The organism is Stenotrophomonas sp. 610A2 (assembly GCF_030549615.1).
In the GTDB taxonomy this organism is placed as follows: Bacteria; Pseudomonadota; Gammaproteobacteria; order Xanthomonadales; family Xanthomonadaceae; genus Stenotrophomonas; species Stenotrophomonas pigmentata.
In genome coordinates this window covers 1,101,936-1,118,770 of record NZ_CP130832.1, presented here as the reverse complement: position 1 = coordinate 1,118,770, position 16,835 = coordinate 1,101,936, and the positions used below count along the sequence as shown (strand labels likewise).

Annotated in this window: 17 protein-coding genes; 8 read left to right on the top strand and 9 right to left on the bottom strand. The window is 64.4% G+C overall.

Annotated features, from left to right (window positions below; translation table 11 throughout):
* Window positions 1-93: 93 nt before the first annotated feature.
* Window positions 94-981: a LysR family transcriptional regulator gene (locus Q5Z11_RS04905; protein WP_303749973.1), complete on the top strand. Its 888-nt coding sequence runs from the start codon at window positions 94-96 to the stop codon at window positions 979-981.
* Between the two features lie 486 nt (window positions 982-1,467).
* On the opposite strand, the gene pip is transcribed toward Q5Z11_RS04905, so the two are convergent.
* The gene (gene pip / locus Q5Z11_RS04900; protein WP_303748987.1) at window positions 1,468-2,412 is read right to left on the bottom strand and encodes a prolyl aminopeptidase; all 945 of its coding nucleotides are present in this window, start codon (window positions 2,410-2,412) and stop codon (window positions 1,468-1,470) included.
* 176 nt (window positions 2,413-2,588) lie between these two features.
* Window positions 2,589-3,431, bottom strand: a complete 843-nt coding sequence (gene prmC, locus Q5Z11_RS04895; protein WP_303748986.1) for a peptide chain release factor N(5)-glutamine methyltransferase — start codon at window positions 3,429-3,431, stop codon at window positions 2,589-2,591.
* Window positions 3,432-3,730: 299 nt separating this feature from the next.
* Here prmC and ahpC point away from each other — a divergent pair, with 299 nt between their 5' ends.
* From ahpC to Q5Z11_RS04870, 5 genes are all read left to right on the top strand, one after another.
* Window positions 3,731-4,294, top strand: coding sequence for an alkyl hydroperoxide reductase subunit C (ahpC, locus tag Q5Z11_RS04890; protein WP_057633045.1), 564 nt, complete (start codon window positions 3,731-3,733; stop codon window positions 4,292-4,294).
* Window positions 4,295-4,479: 185 nt separating this feature from the next.
* The gene (gene ahpF, locus Q5Z11_RS04885) at window positions 4,480-6,072 is read left to right on the top strand and encodes an alkyl hydroperoxide reductase subunit F (RefSeq protein WP_303748985.1); all 1,593 of its coding nucleotides are present in this window, start codon (window positions 4,480-4,482) and stop codon (window positions 6,070-6,072) included.
* Between the two features lie 152 nt (window positions 6,073-6,224).
* Window positions 6,225-7,157 carry a LysR substrate-binding domain-containing protein gene (locus Q5Z11_RS04880; protein WP_303748984.1) on the top strand — a complete coding sequence of 311 codons (933 nt, stop codon included), beginning with the start codon at window positions 6,225-6,227 and terminating at the stop codon, window positions 7,155-7,157.
* A 278-nt stretch (window positions 7,158-7,435) separates the two neighbouring features.
* On the top strand, window positions 7,436-7,861 hold the full coding sequence (rnk, locus tag Q5Z11_RS04875; RefSeq protein ID WP_303748983.1) for a nucleoside diphosphate kinase regulator: 426 nt from the start codon (window positions 7,436-7,438) through the stop codon (window positions 7,859-7,861).
* 33 nt (window positions 7,862-7,894) lie between these two features.
* Window positions 7,895-8,863, top strand: a complete 969-nt coding sequence (locus Q5Z11_RS04870) for a transaldolase (RefSeq protein WP_303748982.1) — start codon at window positions 7,895-7,897, stop codon at window positions 8,861-8,863.
* Between the two features lie 260 nt (window positions 8,864-9,123).
* Here the strand turns inward: Q5Z11_RS04870 and Q5Z11_RS04865 are convergent, their stop codons facing one another.
* Genes Q5Z11_RS04865 through Q5Z11_RS04850 form a run of 4 tightly spaced genes read right to left on the bottom strand, consistent with a single transcriptional unit; the run spans window position 9,124 to window position 11,265 of the window.
* On the bottom strand, window positions 9,124-9,633 hold the full coding sequence (locus tag Q5Z11_RS04865) for a flavodoxin family protein (protein ID WP_303748981.1): 510 nt from the start codon (window positions 9,631-9,633) through the stop codon (window positions 9,124-9,126).
* A 3-nt stretch (window positions 9,634-9,636) separates the two neighbouring features.
* Window positions 9,637-10,287, bottom strand: coding sequence for a peptide-methionine (S)-S-oxide reductase MsrA (gene msrA / locus Q5Z11_RS04860; RefSeq protein WP_296247251.1), 651 nt, complete (start codon window positions 10,285-10,287; stop codon window positions 9,637-9,639).
* A 30-nt stretch (window positions 10,288-10,317) separates the two neighbouring features.
* Complete coding sequence (locus Q5Z11_RS04855; RefSeq protein ID WP_303748980.1) at window positions 10,318-10,584, bottom strand: putative signal transducing protein; 267 nt, start codon at window positions 10,582-10,584, stop codon at window positions 10,318-10,320.
* Between the two features lie 12 nt (window positions 10,585-10,596).
* A complete protein-coding gene (locus tag Q5Z11_RS04850) occupies window positions 10,597-11,265 on the bottom strand; it encodes a glutathione S-transferase family protein (protein ID WP_303748979.1) in 669 nt (222 codons plus the stop codon).
* A gap of 103 nt (window positions 11,266-11,368) precedes the next feature.
* Between Q5Z11_RS04850 and Q5Z11_RS04845 the strand changes: the two genes are divergently transcribed.
* Both Q5Z11_RS04845 and Q5Z11_RS04840 read left to right on the top strand, forming a co-directional pair.
* Window positions 11,369-13,117, top strand: a complete 1,749-nt coding sequence (locus Q5Z11_RS04845) for a glutamine--tRNA ligase/YqeY domain fusion protein (protein WP_303748978.1) — start codon at window positions 11,369-11,371, stop codon at window positions 13,115-13,117.
* Between the two features lie 95 nt (window positions 13,118-13,212).
* A complete protein-coding gene (locus Q5Z11_RS04840) occupies window positions 13,213-13,629 on the top strand; it encodes a hypothetical protein (protein ID WP_303748977.1) in 417 nt (138 codons plus the stop codon).
* Window positions 13,630-13,636: 7 nt separating this feature from the next.
* On the opposite strand, the gene Q5Z11_RS04835 is transcribed toward Q5Z11_RS04840, so the two are convergent.
* The 3 genes from Q5Z11_RS04835 to Q5Z11_RS04825 are packed head-to-tail and all read right to left on the bottom strand — an operon-like array spanning window position 13,637 to window position 16,747.
* Window positions 13,637-14,689 (bottom strand): ABC transporter substrate-binding protein, encoded by a 1,053-nt coding sequence (locus tag Q5Z11_RS04835; protein WP_303748976.1) that lies wholly within the window; start codon window positions 14,687-14,689, stop codon window positions 13,637-13,639.
* On the bottom strand, window positions 14,686-16,071 hold the full coding sequence (locus Q5Z11_RS04830; protein WP_303748975.1) for a sensor histidine kinase: 1,386 nt from the start codon (window positions 16,069-16,071) through the stop codon (window positions 14,686-14,688). The genes Q5Z11_RS04835 and Q5Z11_RS04830 overlap by 4 nt, the downstream gene beginning before the upstream one ends.
* Entirely contained in the window at window positions 16,058-16,747 is a 690-nt protein-coding gene (locus tag Q5Z11_RS04825) for a response regulator transcription factor (RefSeq protein WP_303748974.1), read from the bottom strand. The genes Q5Z11_RS04830 and Q5Z11_RS04825 overlap by 14 nt, the downstream gene beginning before the upstream one ends.
* Between the last annotated feature and the right edge of the window lie 88 nt (window positions 16,748-16,835).

Below are 16,835 nucleotides of genomic sequence, written 5' to 3'. Positions count from 1 at the left end.
AGAAGCGCGGGGCGCACAGTCTTATTGATGACGTTGCGCAGATAAATCAGGATACACACATATGTGTAATGCGGATTTGCATCAATGGACGCCATGGACCTCAACGCCGTACGCATGCTGGTGCAGGTTGCCGATGCCCGCAGCTTCACCGTTGCCGCAGGACAGCTCGGGCTGAGCCAATCCGGCCTGTCGCGGGCGATCAGCAGACTGGAGCATTCATTGGGCGTGCGCCTGCTCCACCGCAACACCCGCAACGTCAGCCTGACGCCGGATGGGCGCCAGTTCGTCGAACACTGCCAGCCACTGCTCAGCGGACTGGAGGATGCACAGCGCCAGTTGGGTGATCGCCCTTGTGTTCCATCTGGCGTGTTGAAGCTGACCGCGCCCTCGATGTTCGGGCGCAAGGTGCTGGTGCCATTGGCCGGAAAACTGATCGCCGCGCATCCACAGCTGCAATTCGAGCTGGTGCTCAATGACCGCCTGGTCGACCTCGCCGAAGAAGGTTTTGACGCAGCCCTGCGTACCGGCACGATCAGCGATGTACGAATGGTGGCAAGGCCGTTGCGGCCTTTGCGTTGGGTGACGGTTGCCGCGCCCGCCTACCTTGTTCGCCACGGAGAGCCGGGCACGGTTGAGGCATTGCACGACCATACCTGCCTTGCAGTGCGCAATCTGCGCAGTGGCCGCCTGGTGGACTGGCAGTTCCGGGCGCTGGACGGACAGATGCACGATTTCACCCCGCCGACGCGGATGGTATTCGACAGCGGTGACCCGTTGGTGGAAGCAGCTTTGGCCGGAGTGGGCATCGTCCAGGTGATGGACTTCGCCGTCGCCGACGCCCTGGCCGATGGGCGCTTGCAGCGCGTGTTGCAGGCCCATGAAGGACGAACCCGTGCACTGTCGCTGGTCTATCCGCCATCGCGGCAGGTATCGCCCAAGTTGAAGGTTCTGGCAGAGGCCCTGTTGGCAGGCGAATGGTGAAGCCCGATCGCGCCGGTTTGGTCTCGCGTTGTCCACACAGGCTGTGTCCCGGCATATACACAAGCTGTGGATAAGAGCCTGCAGCGCTTGTGTACCAAGCCCTGGCAACCACTGGTGAATTTTTAGCCAGACCTCATTTGTAGTGCCGAGCCATGCTCGGCAGGGGCTTTACCGGCAACCCGACAAATCCAGGAACAGCATCAGCCGCGAAGCTCTGAGAGCACCAGCCAAAGCACCCCCCCCCAGCCCTCCCCTTCGCTACGCGAAAGGGAGGGAGCGAAGCGGTAATGCCGAGCCATGCTCGGCAAGGGCCTTACCAGCAACCCAAAACTGTAGGAGCGGCGTCAGCCGCGAAGCTGACGGTAGTGATCCGTTGGGCATTTCTGCCATCGGGTCATCTACGAGCTTCGCGGCTGATGCCGCTCCTACAAACCGGTTTATCGGTAACGCTCATGCCGAGCATGGCTCGGCACTACAGCTCGCTTATCAGCCGGCGAAGCTGTCGGTGGCGCGCACCAGTGCGTCGACGTTCTCGGCTTCGAATGCCGAATGGCCGGATGCCGGGCTGATATGCAACTGCGCCTTCGGCCAGGCCTTGTGCAGTTCCCAGGCATTGGCCAGCGGGCAGACCACGTCGTAACGGCCGTGCACGATCACGCCAGGGATGTGGGCAATCTTGTGCGCGTCGCGCAGCAGCTGGTCTTCGACTTCGAAGAAACCGCCGTTGACGAAGTAGTGGTTCTCGATGCGGGCGAAGGCCAGTGCGAACTGCGGGTCTTCGTGGCTGTTGACGAAATCATCGTCCACATGCAGGAAGCTGGTGGCACCTTCCCACACGCTCCAGGCCTTGGCGGCGGCCAGGCGCGTGGCCTCGTCGTCGCTGGTCAGGCGGCGATGGAAGGCCGAGATCAGGTCATGGCGTTCGACGGCCGGGATCGGCTTGAGGTAGTGCTCCCAGGCATCCGGGAACAGGCGGTTGGCGCCTTCCTGGTAGAACCATTCCAGCTCCCAGCGGCGCAGCATGAAGATGCCGCGCAGTACCAGCTCGGTCACGCGCTGCGGGTGGGTTTCGGCATAGGCCAACGCCAGCGTCGAACCCCAGCTGCCACCGAATACCTGCCAGCTGTCGACGACGAGCTTCTCGCGCAGCTTCTCGATGTCGGCAACCAGATCCCAGGTGGTGTTGTCGACCAGATCCGCATGCGGGGTGGAACGGCCCGAACCACGCTGATCGAACAGGATGATGCGGTACTTGGACGGGTCGTGGAACTGACGCATCTTGTCGCTGCAGCCGCCACCGGGGCCGCCATGCAACATCACCACCGGCTTGCCGTTGGGATTGCCGCATTGTTCGAAGTACAGCGTATGGCGGTCGTCGACCTTGAGCGTGCCGGTATCGTAGGGCTCGATGGCGGGGTAGAGCGTGCGCATGACAGCCTCGCGGGGAACAGGACGGCTAGTCTAGCGCAGCGGTGTTTGGGTCTTGTTTGTAGGACACGGCGAGTCGAAGGGTTTGGCATTGGCTTCAATGCCGTCATTCCCGCCTGCGCGGGAATGACGGGCTGAAACAACCGCAAGGGTCCACCGCAACATCAACAGCAACTACCTCAACCAGGCCAACGGCCCAAGGTCACCCGATCGCGCTGCTCCAGATCCTGCACTGTCTGTACTTCCACAAATCCCGCCTGCTCCAGCAGTGCGCGGATCGCATCACCCTGATCCCAGCCGTGCTCCATCAACAGCCAACCACCGGGCACCAGATGCTCGTGCGCGCCAGCAACGATCTCGCGGATCGCATCCAGGCCATCAGCACCCGAGGCCAAGGCCGGCGGCGGCTCGAAACGCAGGTCACCTTCAACCAGATGCGGATCACCCGCAGCGATGTACGGCGGGTTGCTGACAATCATGTCGAAGCGATCCGCACCCAGCGCGGTATACCAATGCCCGCGCCGGAACCACACGTTCTCGAGCCCATGTGCCTGCGCGTTCTTCACCGCTACCGCCAAGGTCGGGCCGAGCACATCGGTCGCCATCACCGTGGCCAATGGCCGCTCGCTGGCGATCGACAAGGCAATCGCGCCACTGCCGGTGCCCATGTCGGCCACCCGCACCATGTCATCGGCCGGCAGCCGTGCCAGCGCCTGTTCGACCAGCAGCTCGGTTTCGGGACGCGGAATGAGGGTAGCCGTGTTGACCTGCAGGTCCAGGGTCCAGAAGCCGCGACGGCCGGTCAGATAGGCCAGCGGATGCCCCTCGGCACGACGCGCCAGCAGCACCTCGAAGCGTTCCACCGCTTCAGCATCCACCTCGTCGGTGGCATGCGAGAACAACCAGGCCCGCTCCACGCCCAGCACATGGATCAGCAACTGCTCGGCCTCATGGCGGGCATCTTCACCCGGCAGGCGTGCAGCGGCCTCCCGCAACAGCTCGGCAACCTTCAACGTGGACACTGCATTACCTCTTCGCGGGTTCTTTCAGGAGGGCGAGGATAGTCAGCGCGCCCGCCGCTGCCTACCGCCATGATTCTGGCCTTGGGATTAATCCCGTCTATGCCGCGCCGTTCAGCTTGGCCCGGGATGGCTTGGAAAGCCCGCAAAGCACCCGATATCAGGCCTTGAGGCAGTTCTGAAGCACCGATTGATAGGCTTTATCTATTGATACGATGCATCCAATTCATTTGTTTTATTAGATCCTGCCTATTAGTCTTGCTCCAACGATTCACCCCGCCCTACACCCAAGAGGAAACTTCATGTCCCTTATCAACACCCAGGTCCAGCCGTTCAAGGTCAATGCTTTCCACAACGGCAAGTTCATTGAAGTCACCGATGCGTCGCTGAAGGGCAAGTGGTCGGTCCTGATCTTCATGCCGGCAGCATTCACCTTCAACTGCCCGACCGAGATCGAAGACGCCGCTGACAACTATGCCGAGTTCCAGAAAGCCGGTGCCGAGGTCTACATCGTGACCACCGATACCCACTTCTCGCACAAGGTGTGGCACGAAACCTCGCCGGCCGTGGGCAAGGCCAAGTTCCCGCTGGTCGGCGACCCGACCCACCAGCTGACCAACGCCTTCGGCGTGCACATTGCGGAAGAAGGCCTGGCCCTGCGTGGCACCTTCGTGATCAACCCGGAAGGCGTGATCAAGACCTCGGAGATCCACTCCAACGAGATCGCACGTGACGTGTCCGAAACCCTGCGCAAGCTGAAGGCTGCCCAGTTCACCGCCGCACACCCGAATGAAGTGTGCCCGGCCAAGTGGAAGGAAGGCGAGAAGACCCTGACCCCGTCGCTGGACCTGGTCGGCAAGATCTAACAAGTCGTACCCGCTCCCACCCCGCCCTCGCGGCGGGCGTGGGGGTGAACCGCAGCGTGTTGATGCCAGCCAGCACCACGCCCGCACGCCACGCAGCTCGCTGCGGTTCACCCCTACTCTTTACTGGCGCCCCGCTTGACGCAGGGGCGTCACTCCCCCGCTTTGCCTCAACGAAGGAGTTGACCGTGCTCGACGACAGCCTCAAGACCCAGCTGCAGCAGTACATGGGCCTGCTGCGCCAGCCACTGCGCCTGATCGCCTCGCTCGACGACAGCAGCGCCAGCCAGGACATGCGCGGCCTGCTTGACGATATCGTCGCGGCCGGCGGCGGCAAGATCTCGCTGGACAGCTCCGGCGACGATGCGCGCAAGCCCTCGTTCGTGATCGCCCGCGAAGGCCAGGACCACGGCGTGCGGTTCGCCGGCCTGCCGCTGGGCCACGAATTCGAATCGCTGGTGCTGGCCCTGCTGTGGACCGGCGGCCATCCGCCGAAGGTTGCCCAGGAAGTCATCGACAGCATCACCGCGATCGACGGCGAGTACAGCTTCGACGTCTATATGTCGCTGACCTGCCACAACTGCCCGGACGTGGTGCAGGCGCTGGCGCTGATGGCGATCCTGAACCCGAAGATCAGCACCACGGTAATCGAGGGCGGCACGTTCCAGCGGGAAGTTGAACAGCGCCAGGTGATGGCGGTGCCGATGGTGTTCCAGGGTGGCGAGATGTTCGACTCCGGCCGCATGAGCCTGGAGCAGATCGTCGCCAAGCTCGACACCGGCGCCGTTGCCCGCGAGGCCGAGAAGATCAAGGCCAAGGATGCATTCGACGTGCTGGTGGTGGGCGGTGGCCCGGCCGGTGCGGCGGCGGCGATCTATGCCGCACGCAAGGGCATCCGCACCGGTGTTGCCGCCGAGCGCTTCGGTGGCCAGGTGCTGGACACCATGGCGATCGAGAACTTCATCTCGGTGCAGCACACCGAAGGCCCGAAGCTGGCTGCCGCGCTTGAGTCCCACGTACGTGAGTACGAGGTGGACATCATGAACCTGCAGCGTGCGGCCAAGCTGGTGCCGGCCGGTGCCGATGGGCTGGTCGAAGTGCAGCTGGAGAATGGTGCTTCGCTGAAGTCCAAGACGGTGATCCTGTCCACCGGCGCCCGCTGGCGACAGATGAACGTGCCGGGCGAGGACGAGTACCGCAACAAGGGCGTGGCCTACTGCCCGCACTGTGACGGTCCGTTGTTCAAGGGCAAGCGCGTGGCGGTGATCGGCGGTGGCAACTCCGGCGTGGAAGCGGCTATCGATCTGGCCGGCATCGTCAGCCACGTCACCGTGTTCGAGTTCGACAGCAAGCTGCGAGCCGACCAGGTGCTGCAGGCCAAGCTCAACAGCCTGCCCAACGTGAAGGTGGTGCTCAACGCACAGACCACCGAAGTGCTGGGCGACGGCCAGAAGGTCAACGGCCTGGTCTATACCGACCGCGTCGGTGGCGATTCGCACCGGGTCGAGCTGGAAGGCATCTTCGTGCAGATCGGCCTGCTGCCGAACACCGAGTGGCTGCGTGGCACGGTGGAGCTCAGCGGTCGCGGCGAGATCATCATCGATGATCGCGGCCAGACCAATGTGCCGGGCGTGTTTGCGGCCGGCGACTGCACCACGGTGCCGTACAAGCAGATCATCATCGCGATGGGCGCCGGCTCGACCGCCGCACTCAGTGCCTTCGATCATCTGATCCGTACACCGGTGCTGCAGCCTGCAGCGGTAGAGACAGCAACCGCCTGATGCTCAAAGCCCCTCTCCTGCGGGAGAGGGGTTGGGGTGAGGGTCCGGGTGACACCACCCGCATCCATGGAAAAAATGGGCTTGGCCCAACCCTCATCCGCCCCTTCGGGGCACCTTCTCCCGCAGGAGAAGGAAACACCCGGGAGCCCGACATGAACCTTCGTGACCTGAAATACCTGGTGGCGCTGGCCGAGCACAAGCACTTCGGCCGTGCCGCTGCGGCCAGTTTCGTCAGCCAGCCCACCCTGTCCACCCAGATCAAGAAGCTGGAAGAAGAACTGGGTGTGCCACTGGTGGAGCGTGCGCCGCGCAAGGTGATGCTGACCCCGGCCGGCCGCGAGGCCGCTGCGCGTGCGCGCAGCATCGTGGCCGAAGTAGAGCAGATGAAGGAAGCCGCCCGCCGCGCACGTGACCCGGAAGCCGGCACCGTGCGTTTGGGAATCTTCCCGACCCTCGGCCCCTACCTGCTGCCGCACGTGGTGCCAGCGATTCGCCAGCGCTTCCCGCAGCTGGAGATGTTGTTGGTCGAAGAGAAAAGCGATGTGCTGCTGGCACAGCTGCGCAATGGCCAGCTCGATGCTGCGCTGCTCGCCCTGCCAGTCGCCGACGAACAGCTGCACACCGAGTTCCTGTTCGAGGAACCCTTCGTGCTGGCCGCGCCGGAAGGCCACCCGCTGACCTCGCATAGCTCGCTGACACTGGATGATCTGTCCGACCAGCGCCTGCTGCTGTTGCAGGATGGGCATTGCCTGCGTGATCAGGCGCTGGATGTCTGCCATATGGCCGGTGCACTGGAGAAATCCGAGTTCCAGGCCACCAGCCTGGAAACCCTGCGACAGATGGTCGCAGCCAATGTCGGTGTCACCCTGCTGCCGATGCTGGCGGTGAAGCCGCCGGTGGCGCGCCCGGCCAACGTGCGGCTGATCCCGTTCACCGGAAACCCGCAGCCGAACCGCAGGATCGGCATGCTCTGGCGTCGCAGCTCGGCGATGGGCGCGTTCCTGGAACAGTTTTCGCTGCTGTTCAAACAGCTGCCGGCAGGGTTGTTGGAGGCGCCGGCGGAGGCTGCTCGGGTTCAGGCTTAAAAGCTGCCCCTTCCCCAGCCCTCCCCCTACGCTGCGCGCAAGGGAGGGGCAAGGCTTGGCTCCCTTGCGCCGCAGGCGGAGGGGAGGGCTGGGGAGGGGTGCGCTTCGCAGCACCCCAAAACCTGAACATCCCCCTCCCCCACATTGCATCCGGGGCTGACCGGCCCCATGATCTTCACAGGGTCGCCTGCGGCCCGTTTCACCAGCACAATAGAAATCCGGGCGGCGCCGACAAAGCGTCGCCTTTTGCTTGCTCTTCAATCAGATAAGGAATTCCCATGACCAGCAAAAGCGGTCTGCCACCATCCATCATTGTTTCCACCCGTGACATGGCCCGCCTTGAGGCCCTGCTGGACTCCCCGGCGCTGAGCCGGCACCCGGCCGCTGTTGCCCTTGCGCAGGAACTTGAGCGCGCGCAGGTGCTGCCGCCGGAAGAAATCCCCGAAGGCATCGTCACCATGCACTCCCGTGTGGACTGCGAAGACGAACTGCACGACGAAAAACATTCCCTGACCCTGGTCTATCCGCACGAAGCGGATTTCGACAAGGGCCGTGTGTCCGTGCTGGCGCCGGTTGGCAGTGCCCTGCTGGGCTTGTCGGTTGGCCAGACCATCGACTGGACCGCACCCGGCGGCCGCCAGCTGCGCCTGCGCGTCACCGCCGTTCACTATCAGCCCGAAGCGGCTGGTGATTTCCACCGCTGAGCGCGTTCCGCGCCGCACCTGCAACAGGAAACCATGATGTCCCAGGCCCCCTCCAAGCTCGCCCAGCTGCGTGAACTGTCCGTCGTCGTCGCCGATACCGGCGATTACGACGCCATCAAGCGCCTGCGCCCGGTCGACTGCACCACCAACCCGACGCTGGTGAAGAAAGCCCTCGACCTGCCGGTCTATGCCGGCCTGATCGAGCGCGAGCTGCAGTGGGGCCGTGCCCAATCCGGTGACAAGCAGGCCATCGCCAATGCCGTGGTCGATCGCCTGACCGTCGGCGTCGGCACCATGCTGGCCGAGCTGGTGCCGGGCCGTGTCTCCACCGAAGTGGATGCCGACCAGGCCCACAACACCGAGGCTACCGTCGCCAAGGCGCGCGAGTTCATCGCCATGTACGAAGCGGCCGGCGTGCCGCGCAGCAAGGTGCTGATCAAGATCGCCGCGACCTGGGCCGGCGTCGAAGCCGCCCGCGTGCTGCAGGCCGAGGGCATCGACTGCAACCTGACCCTGATCTTCAACCCGACCCAGGCCCTGGCCTGCTCGGAAGCCGGTTCCTTCCTGATCTCGCCGTTCGTCGGCCGCATCCTGGATTGGTACGTGGCCAACGGCCAGACCCCGGCCAGCATCGACGAAGACCCGGGCGTGGTGTTCGTGCGCGGCGTGTTTGCCGAGTTCAAGCGTCGCGGTTCCAACACCGTTGTCATGGGCGCCTCGTTCCGCTCGACCGCGCAGATTGAAGCGCTGGCCGGTTGTGATCGCCTGACCATCTCGCCGGATCTGCTGGAGAAGCTGGATGCTGACTTCGGCGAGCTGCCGCGCAAGCTGGTGGCCGGTGCTGCTGAAGCGGTGAACATCGCTGCGATTGATGAAGCGAAGTTTGATGCGGATATGGCGGCTGATCCGATGGCTACGGAGAAGCTGGCTACTGGTATTGATGCGTTTGCGAAGGATCTGCAGACCTTGCGTCAGCGGATTGCGGATGAGTTGGGCGGCTGAGCGGAGCTGGGGCCGACAAACGTAGTGCTTGATATCTCCCTTCTCCCGCTTGCGGGGTTAAGAACAGGCGCTTACGAGCCAAAGGCTCGTGACTGTTCGTACGCCCCGCGTGCTACGCGGGGCCGGGGCGCGGAGCGAGGTGCCCCGAAGGGGCGGATGAGGGGAAGCTTTTCGAGCTTTAAAAGCTTTTGCTCCACGTGCTTTAAGAGCGCCCTCACCCCAACCCCTCTCCCGCATGCGGGAGAGGGGCTTAATCAAAATCAAAAAACGCCGAGCTCCAGCCCTGCTGCGAGCAGCGCGCCCAGCTCTCGGCCTCGCGCCAACTGCAGCTCAGGCAATTTCTTCCCAGCAACAATCGCCTCCGCCGTCTGTGCCTGCGTACACACCAGCACCGGCTCGGCCACTTCTTTCAAGCGCAGCCCCAAAGCCACCCTGCGCAACTGTGCAATCGTCGGCTGACCATCCGAGCCTGCACATACCAGCAGTGCATACGGCTTGCCCTCACAGCGCCCCAACAGCGGGTAATAACTGCGATCAAATAAATCCTTCATCGCCCCGCTCATCGAGGCCAATGTCTCCGGCGTGGCGAACACCACCGCATCGGCGGCAAGCACATCGTCCGCACCGGCATCCGCAGCGCGCAAGGCAATCACCTGCACCGCATCACCGGTACTCTCGCGTGCACCCTGCAGCAATGCTTCCACCATCGCCGCAGTAGCGCCGGTAAAGCTGTGCCACACCACCAGCAGACGGCGCGGTGTGGCACTCACGGCTCAGACATCCAGACCAATCGGGCAGCTCACGCCGGTTCCGCCAATGCCGCAGTATCCGTTCGGATTCTTCGCCAGATACTGCTGGTGGTAGTCCTCGGCGTAATAGAACGGCGGTGCCGGGAACAGGATCTCGGTGGTGATCTCACCGAAACCAGAGGCAGTCAGCTGCTGCTGGTAGGCCGCACGGCTGGCAAGCGCTGCGTCGTACTGTTCCTGCGTATGGCAGTAGATCGCCGAACGGTACTGGGTGCCGGTGTCGTTGCCCTGGCGCATGCCCTGGGTAGGATCGTGGTTCTCCCAGAAGGTGCGCAGCACGGTTTCCAGCGTCACCTGCGCCGGATCAAACACCACCCGCACCACCTCGGTGTGGCCGGTAAGGCCGGAACAGGCTTCTTCATAGGTCGGGTTCGGGGTGACACCGCCCTGGTAGCCCACCGCCGTGGTCACCACGCCCGGCAGCTGCCAGAACTTGCGCTCGGCGCCCCAGAAACAGCCCAGGCCCACGTCCAGCACCTGCAATCCGTCGAAATCAGCCTGCAAGGGCTGGCCGTTGACGAAATGCTGGTTGTGCAGCGGCAGTGGCGTGTCCCGCCCCGGCAGTGCTTCTTCCGGGCGCGGCAGGCGCTGCTTGAACGCGCCGATACCCAGTATTCCCTGGCCGATTCCCAACATGTCAGCTCCTCAGGCCGGGAGGAATCCCGGCGCTTCATCGTCATCCAAGATGGGGTCGGCTGGGCCATCGTCCAAGCCCAGCGCAGCGACGATGTCCTCGGCCTCGGGCTTGGCCGAATCCGGCACGCAGACCCGCAGCACGCCAAACAAGGGCAGCTCGCCGCCCGCGCCCAGCAAGGACTCGCCGAACACGAAGGCCGGGATGCCCGCGTCCTCCAGCGCATGCTTGACCAGATGCGCGTCGAACAGGTTGTTGCTCTGGTAGATCAGCTGCATTTGATTCTCCGTTCAAACCGGCTGGCGCAGGTCATCAGTGGCCGCGACATGCTCGATTTCCGCTGCACCGGCCTGGCGCCACTCGTGCAGCGCAGGCAGTGCCAACAGCGCCTGCAGGTACTCGCCGGCAACGCCTTCCGCAGCCACGCCATAGCCGTCGAAGCGTACCGCTACCGGCGCGAACATCGCATCGACGATGCCGAACTGGCCAAACAGGAACTCGCCGTCCGCGCCGTACTGCCGGCGCAGCTCGCTCCACAGCGCGCGGATGCGATTGATGTCGGCCTGGGCGGCGGCGTCCCAGCGGTAGCCATCGGGCTGGCGGCGGCTGTTCATCGGCAGCTGGCTGCGCAGCGCAGTGAAACCTGAATGCATTTCCGCCGCGGCAGCCCGCGCCACCGCGCGTTGCGCCAGGTCTGCCGGCCAGCCGCGTCCGCCCAGCCAGCGCTCGTTGGCGTACTCGCAGATGGCCAGCGAATCCCAGACCTGCAGCGCGCCATCACGCAGCGCCGGCACCTTGCCGGTGGGCGAATGCTGCAGCACTTCGCTGGCAAAGCCCGGTGTATCCAGGGCCAACCGTACTTCGTCGAAATCCACCCCGAAATGGCGCAGCAGCAGCCATGGGCGTAGCGACCAGGACGAGTAGTTCTTGTTGCCTATCACCAGAACGGGGCGGTCCATCAGTGCCAATCCACGGGGCGGGAGGCCCCAGCATAGCCCCGTCCCGGCAACCTGCGCCCGGCTCGGCTAAACTTGCGGTTTACTTCAATACACTGCGTCCCCCATGTCCGAGAACACGCCTGCTGTCGCCGCCACGCCGGAAAACGCTCCCGAAAAGCGCGATTTCATCCGTCAGATCGTCCGTGAGGACCTGTCCAGCGGCAAGCACACGGCCATCAAGACCCGCTTCCCGCCCGAGCCCAATGGCTACCTGCACATCGGCCATGCCAAGTCGATCTGCCTGAACTTCGGCATCGCCGGCGAGTTCGGCGGCGTCTGCAACCTGCGCTTCGATGACACCAACCCGGCCAAGGAAGACCCGGAATACGTGCAGGCCATCCAGGACGACGTGCGCTGGCTGGGCTTCGAATGGAACGAGCTGCGCCACGCCTCGGACTACTTCGACGCCTATTACCTGGCCGCACAGAAGCTGATCCGCGACGGCAAGGCCTATGTCTGCGACCTGTCGGCCGACGAAGTGCGCGCCTACCGCGGCTCGCTGACCGAGCCGGGCCGCCCCTCACCGTACCGCGAGCGCAGCGTCGAGGAAAACCTGGACCTGTTCGCGCGCATGCGTGCCGGTGAGTTCGCCGATGGCGCCCGCACCGTGCGCGCCAAGATCGACATGGCCAGCGGCAACATCAACCTGCGCGACCCGGCGATCTACCGCATCAAGCACGTCGAGCACCAGAACACCGGCAATGCCTGGCCGATCTACCCGATGTATGACTTCGCGCATGCGCTGGGCGATTCGCTGGAAGGCATCACCCACTCGCTGTGCACGCTGGAATTCGAAGACCACCGTCCGCTGTACGACTGGTGCGTGGACAACGTCGACTACGCCCACGACAACGCGCTGACCCAGCCGCTGGTCGACAAGGGCCTGCCGCGTGAAGCCGCCAAGCCGCGCCAGATCGAGTTCTCGCGCCTGAACATCAACTACACGGTGATGAGCAAGCGCAAGCTGATGGCGCTGGTCACCGAAAACCTGGTCGATGGCTGGGAAGACCCGCGCATGCCGACCCTGCAGGGCCTGCGTCGTCGTGGTTACACCCCGGCGGCGATGCGCCTGTTCGCCGAGCGCGTGGGTATTTCCAAGCAGAACTCGCTGATCGATTTCAGCGTGCTGGAAGGCGCCCTGCGCGAAGATCTGGACAGCGCCGCCGCACGCCGCATGGCGGTGATCGATCCGCTCAAGCTGGTGCTGACCAATCTGCCGGAAGGCCACGAGGAATCGCTCAGCTTCAGCAACCACCCGAAGGACGAAAGCTTTGGCAGCCGCGCCGTGCCGTTCTCGCGTGAGCTGTGGATCGAGCGCGAAGACTTCGCCGAAGTGCCGCCGAAGGGTTGGAAGCGCCTGGTACCAGGCGGCGAAGTGCGCCTGCGTGGTGCTGGCATCGCCCGCGTCGATGAAGTGATCAAGAACGACGCCGGCGAGATCGTCGAGCTGCGCGGCTGGCTGGACCCGGAATCGCGTCCTGGCATGGAAGGCGCCAACCGCAAGATCAAGGGCACCATCCATTGGGTCAGCGCCCAGCACGCGGTGGAAGCCGAAGTGCGCCTGTACGACCGCCTGTTCTCGGTGGCCAACCCGGACGATGAATCCGACGGCAAGACCTACCGCGATTACCTGAACCCGGAATCACGCAAGGTCGTCACCGGCTACGTCGAACCGGCCGCAGCCCTGGCCGCACCGGAACAGAGCTACCAGTTCGAGCGCACCGGCTACTTCGTCGCCGATCGCCGCGACCACACGCCGGCCAAGCCGGTGTTCAACCGCAGCGTGACCCTGCGTGATACCTGGTCGGCCTGATCGGGATGGGTGGGGTTGCCGGCTGACAGCCCGGTAACCCCCTGCTCACATGGGACGCGGCTACCATGGCCGCGTGCCCAGAACAGGATTCGCCCATGTTCCGTCTGTCACTGCTGCTCTGCCTGCTGCTTGCGATCACCGCCTGCAGCTCACCGGCCGCCACTGCGCCGGTCACCTCGCAAGCGCCCGCGCCAGTCGCTGCCAGCGAACCATCAACACCCGCCAAACCTGCCGCCACGCCCGTCGTGGTCGACAGCAGCTGCAAGGTCGATGCCGATTGCACGGTGAAGAACGTCGGCAACTGCTGCGGTCAGTACCCGGCCTGCGTCAACGTCAACAGCCCCACCGACCCGGCCGGCGTACAAGCCAGCTGCCAGGCCAAGGGCATGATGAGTGTCTGTGGTTTCACCGAGATCCAGGGCTGTAGTTGCGTCAAAGGCCAGTGCGCCTCGACCGACAGCAGCAATCCGCTGCGCCAACCAATGACAGAGAATCCCGCACCGGCACGCTGAGTCGCGCTCAGCGCGGCTTGGGCTCCACGCTGCTGCGCCAGGCATCGAGGAACTGGCGGCGCTTTAGCGCATCCAGGTAAACCAGCAGCCCCGGCCCAAGCTGGATCGGCCGCCGGTTCTGGCCTGGATCGCTGTCACCACCGCCGTTGCGGATGATCGGCATCAAGCGCGCCTCGCGCGACAACACCTGCTGGCCGCGCGCCGACAACAGGTAGTCGAGGAAGCGTTTGCCCTCGGCCGGGTGCGGGCTGTTGCGCGGAATCACCGCCGTGCGCAACACCACCAGGGTGTAGTCCTCCGGCTCGACGATGCCCAGGGGCGCACCAGCATCGATGCGCGCCTGCGCGTAGGAGCCCAATACGTTGTAGACCAGCGACAGCTTGCCGCTGCTGACCTGGTCCAACAGCACGCCGGTGCGTTCTTCACGTACCACACCGTTGTCGCCCAATGCGCCGAGCAAGGCACCGGCGATGCTGCCGCGCTGTGCATCCTGCGTCGCCAGCAGATAGCCGACACTGCTGCGCTCGATATCGTAGGTGCCGACCTTGCCGCGCAGCGGTGCACCTTCGGCACGCAGCAGATCCAGCAGTTGGCGACGCGTGTGCGGTACTTTCGCCGCTGGCAAAGCACGCGTGTTGTAGACCATCGCCACCGGTTCGTAGCTGATGCCGAAGGCTTCATTGCGCCACTTCGCCCAGGAAGGCACGGCTTCGGTCTGCGGCGAACGGTGCGGCAATGCGTGGCCATCGTTGACCAGCTTGGTCTGCAGGTCCATGCCGCTGGAAATCAGCAGATCCGGTGCGTTCGCCGTGTTGCGATCACGCAGGAAACGCGCGTACAGGTCCTGGGTGATGATGTCTTCATAAACGACTTCGGTGCCCGGATGCAGGCGCTGGTAGTCGGCGATCACCACCGCGAACACTTCGATATCCGTGGTGCCATGGATGCGCAGCTGTTCGGTCGCAACGCCCTGCGCAGGGAAGCGCTGAACATCGCCTGGTGCGGCGATCAGAGATGGCGCCAACAGCAGCCCAAACAACAGGATCAACAAGCGGCTCATGCGGCATGCCTTGGCAGATGGATGGTGGCGACCAGACCGCCTTCGGGCCGATTGCTCAGGTCGATGCTGCCGCCATGGCTTTCAACCACGCGCTTGACGATGGCCAAGCCCAGGCCGGCGCCACCGGCAGGCGCGTTCTCACCGCGCCCGAAGCGCTCGAACACGCGTTCGGCATCAGCGGCACTGATCCCGGGGCCGTGGTCGGCAATGGTCAATACCGCCTGCGTGTCCTGCACGGTCAGCGCGATCTGCAGCGGGCCATCGCCACCGTATTTCATCGCGTTGTCGATCAGGTTCTTGATCGCCTCGCGCAGCAGCAAGGCGTCGCCATTGACCTGCACCGCACCGGTGGTGATCGCCAGCTGCACACGTGGTGCCGGGCCTGCCTGCGGTAGTGCTTCATGCAAAGCCTGATGCACGGTTTCAACAAGATCCAGCGGCGCGAAGCGCTGCAGGTTGGAGCGATGGATGACGCTGGCATCGCTGAGCAGCTGGTTCAGCAGGCGGCTCATATGGGTGGCGTTGCGCTCGATCGCACGCAGGCTGCGCTGCATGTCCTCGGGCTCTTCTTCATCCAGTGCCAACTGTGCCTGCGCGCGCAATGCCGCCAGCGGCGTACGCATCTGGTGCGCGGCTTCGGCCATGAACGCACGCAGGGTTTCGTTGCTGCTGGACAGGCGCTCCATGAAGCGGTTCAAGGCAGCAACCATCTGGTTCATCTCGCGCGGCACATGCGAATCCAGCGGTTTCAGGTCGGAGGGTTCACGCCGCGACAGCTCGCGCTCCAGGCGCACCAGCGGGCGGAATGCGCGGTGCACACCGAAGGCGACCAGCGCCAGCAACAAGGCCGACAACACGCCGATCGCGATCAGCGCGCGGTTGACCATCTCCTGCGCCAGCTCGGCGCGGGCGCGACGGGTCTGCCCCACCTGCACCTGCACTTCACCCTGCGCAGAAGCGGCGGCGAAGCTGCGCTTGACCACCACGAAGCGCACCTTCTCACCGCTGTACTCGGCATCGAACAGCTGCGGCTGGCTGCCACTCCTGCGCGGTGCCTGGGGAAGATCCTCGTAGCCGGTGATGGTGCGACCACGACTATCGGCCACGCGGTAGAACACGCGGTCTTCTTCCGCCATCGACAGCAGGTCCAGGGCCGCATATGGCAGATCCACCTGCCATTGCCCATCCACCAATGCCACCGAATCGGCGATGGACAGCGCCGAAGACACCAGCAGATGGTCGTAGGAGCGATTCGCCGCACGCTGCCCGTAGTCGCGCGCGGCGAACAGCAAGGCCACCGCGAATACCGCCAGCAACGCGCCCAGGTACAGCATCAAGGTGCGCCGCAATGAACCGGAAGTACGGACCTCAGCCGTCGCCATCGGTACCGCCGTCGCTGGCTTCCAGCATGTAGCCCACGCCACGCACGGTGGTGATGCGCACTGGTGCGGCCACCAGTTTCTTGCGCAGCCGCCCGATATACAGCTCGATGGCATTGGGTCCAGCTTCGTCGTCGAAACCGAACAATCCCTTGCCGATCTCATCCTTGCCGACGACCTGCCCGAGCCGGCCGACCAGGATCTCCAGCAGGCGGAACTCGCGGTTCGGCAGTTCGATCACCTCGCCATCCAGGCTGACCCGGTGCGCGGCATTGTCGAACTGGAAGCTGCCGATCTGCACCACTTCGCTGGCCTGGCCACGGCCGCGACGCAGCAACACCCGGCAACGGGCTTCGAATTCGCGGAAATCGAAGGGCTTGCCCAGATAGTCGTCTGCGCCAACATCCAGCGCCTGCACGCGATCCTCGATGCCATCGCGGGCGGTCAGCATCAGCACCGGTGTGCTGTCGCCGCGCTCGCGCATGCCCGCCAGCACGCGCAGGCCATCGAGCTTGGGCAGGCCGATATCCAGCACCACCAGATCGAAGCTCTGGTAGCGCAGCACGCTGGCCGCGCCCATGCCGTCGGCCTGCCAATCCACCGCGTGGCCGTTACGGCGCATGCGACGAATGATGGCGTCGGCCAGATCCGCATTGTCTTCAACCAGCAGCAGGCGCATCGCGGTGGAAAGTATCGGGAAGGCGCGAATGCTAACGCGGAAGCCGCAAAGACGCAGTGCCGGCCCCGCATTGTTGCGCCGCACAAAC

Excerpts from the sequence above, each read along its gene's own strand:
- Q5Z11_RS04825 (WP_303748974.1), bottom strand. The coding sequence starts at position 16,747 with ATGCGCCTGCTGCTGGTTGAAGACAATGCGGATCTGGCCGACGCCATC.
- Q5Z11_RS04850 (WP_303748979.1), bottom strand. The coding sequence starts at position 11,265 with ATGGACCGCCCCGTTCTGGTGATAGGCAACAAGAACTACTCGTCCTGG.
- Q5Z11_RS04835 (WP_303748976.1), bottom strand. The coding sequence starts at position 14,689 with ATGAGCCGCTTGTTGATCCTGTTGTTTGGGCTGCTGTTGGCGCCATCT.
- ahpC (WP_057633045.1), top strand. The coding sequence starts at position 3,731 with ATGTCCCTTATCAACACCCAGGTCCAGCCGTTCAAGGTCAATGCTTTC.
- Q5Z11_RS04880 (WP_303748984.1), top strand. The coding sequence starts at position 6,225 with ATGAACCTTCGTGACCTGAAATACCTGGTGGCGCTGGCCGAGCACAAG.
- Q5Z11_RS04870 (WP_303748982.1), top strand. The coding sequence starts at position 7,895 with ATGATGTCCCAGGCCCCCTCCAAGCTCGCCCAGCTGCGTGAACTGTCC.
- rnk (WP_303748983.1), top strand. The coding sequence starts at position 7,436 with ATGACCAGCAAAAGCGGTCTGCCACCATCCATCATTGTTTCCACCCGT.
- Q5Z11_RS04855 (WP_303748980.1), bottom strand. The coding sequence starts at position 10,584 with ATGCAGCTGATCTACCAGAGCAACAACCTGTTCGACGCGCATCTGGTC.
- pip (WP_303748987.1), bottom strand. The coding sequence starts at position 2,412 with ATGCGCACGCTCTACCCCGCCATCGAGCCCTACGATACCGGCACGCTC.
- Q5Z11_RS04840 (WP_303748977.1), top strand. The coding sequence starts at position 13,213 with ATGTTCCGTCTGTCACTGCTGCTCTGCCTGCTGCTTGCGATCACCGCC.
- Q5Z11_RS04845 (WP_303748978.1), top strand. The coding sequence starts at position 11,369 with ATGTCCGAGAACACGCCTGCTGTCGCCGCCACGCCGGAAAACGCTCCC.
- Q5Z11_RS04905 (WP_303749973.1), top strand. The coding sequence starts at position 94 with ATGGACCTCAACGCCGTACGCATGCTGGTGCAGGTTGCCGATGCCCGC.
- Q5Z11_RS04830 (WP_303748975.1), bottom strand. The coding sequence starts at position 16,071 with ATGGCGACGGCTGAGGTCCGTACTTCCGGTTCATTGCGGCGCACCTTG.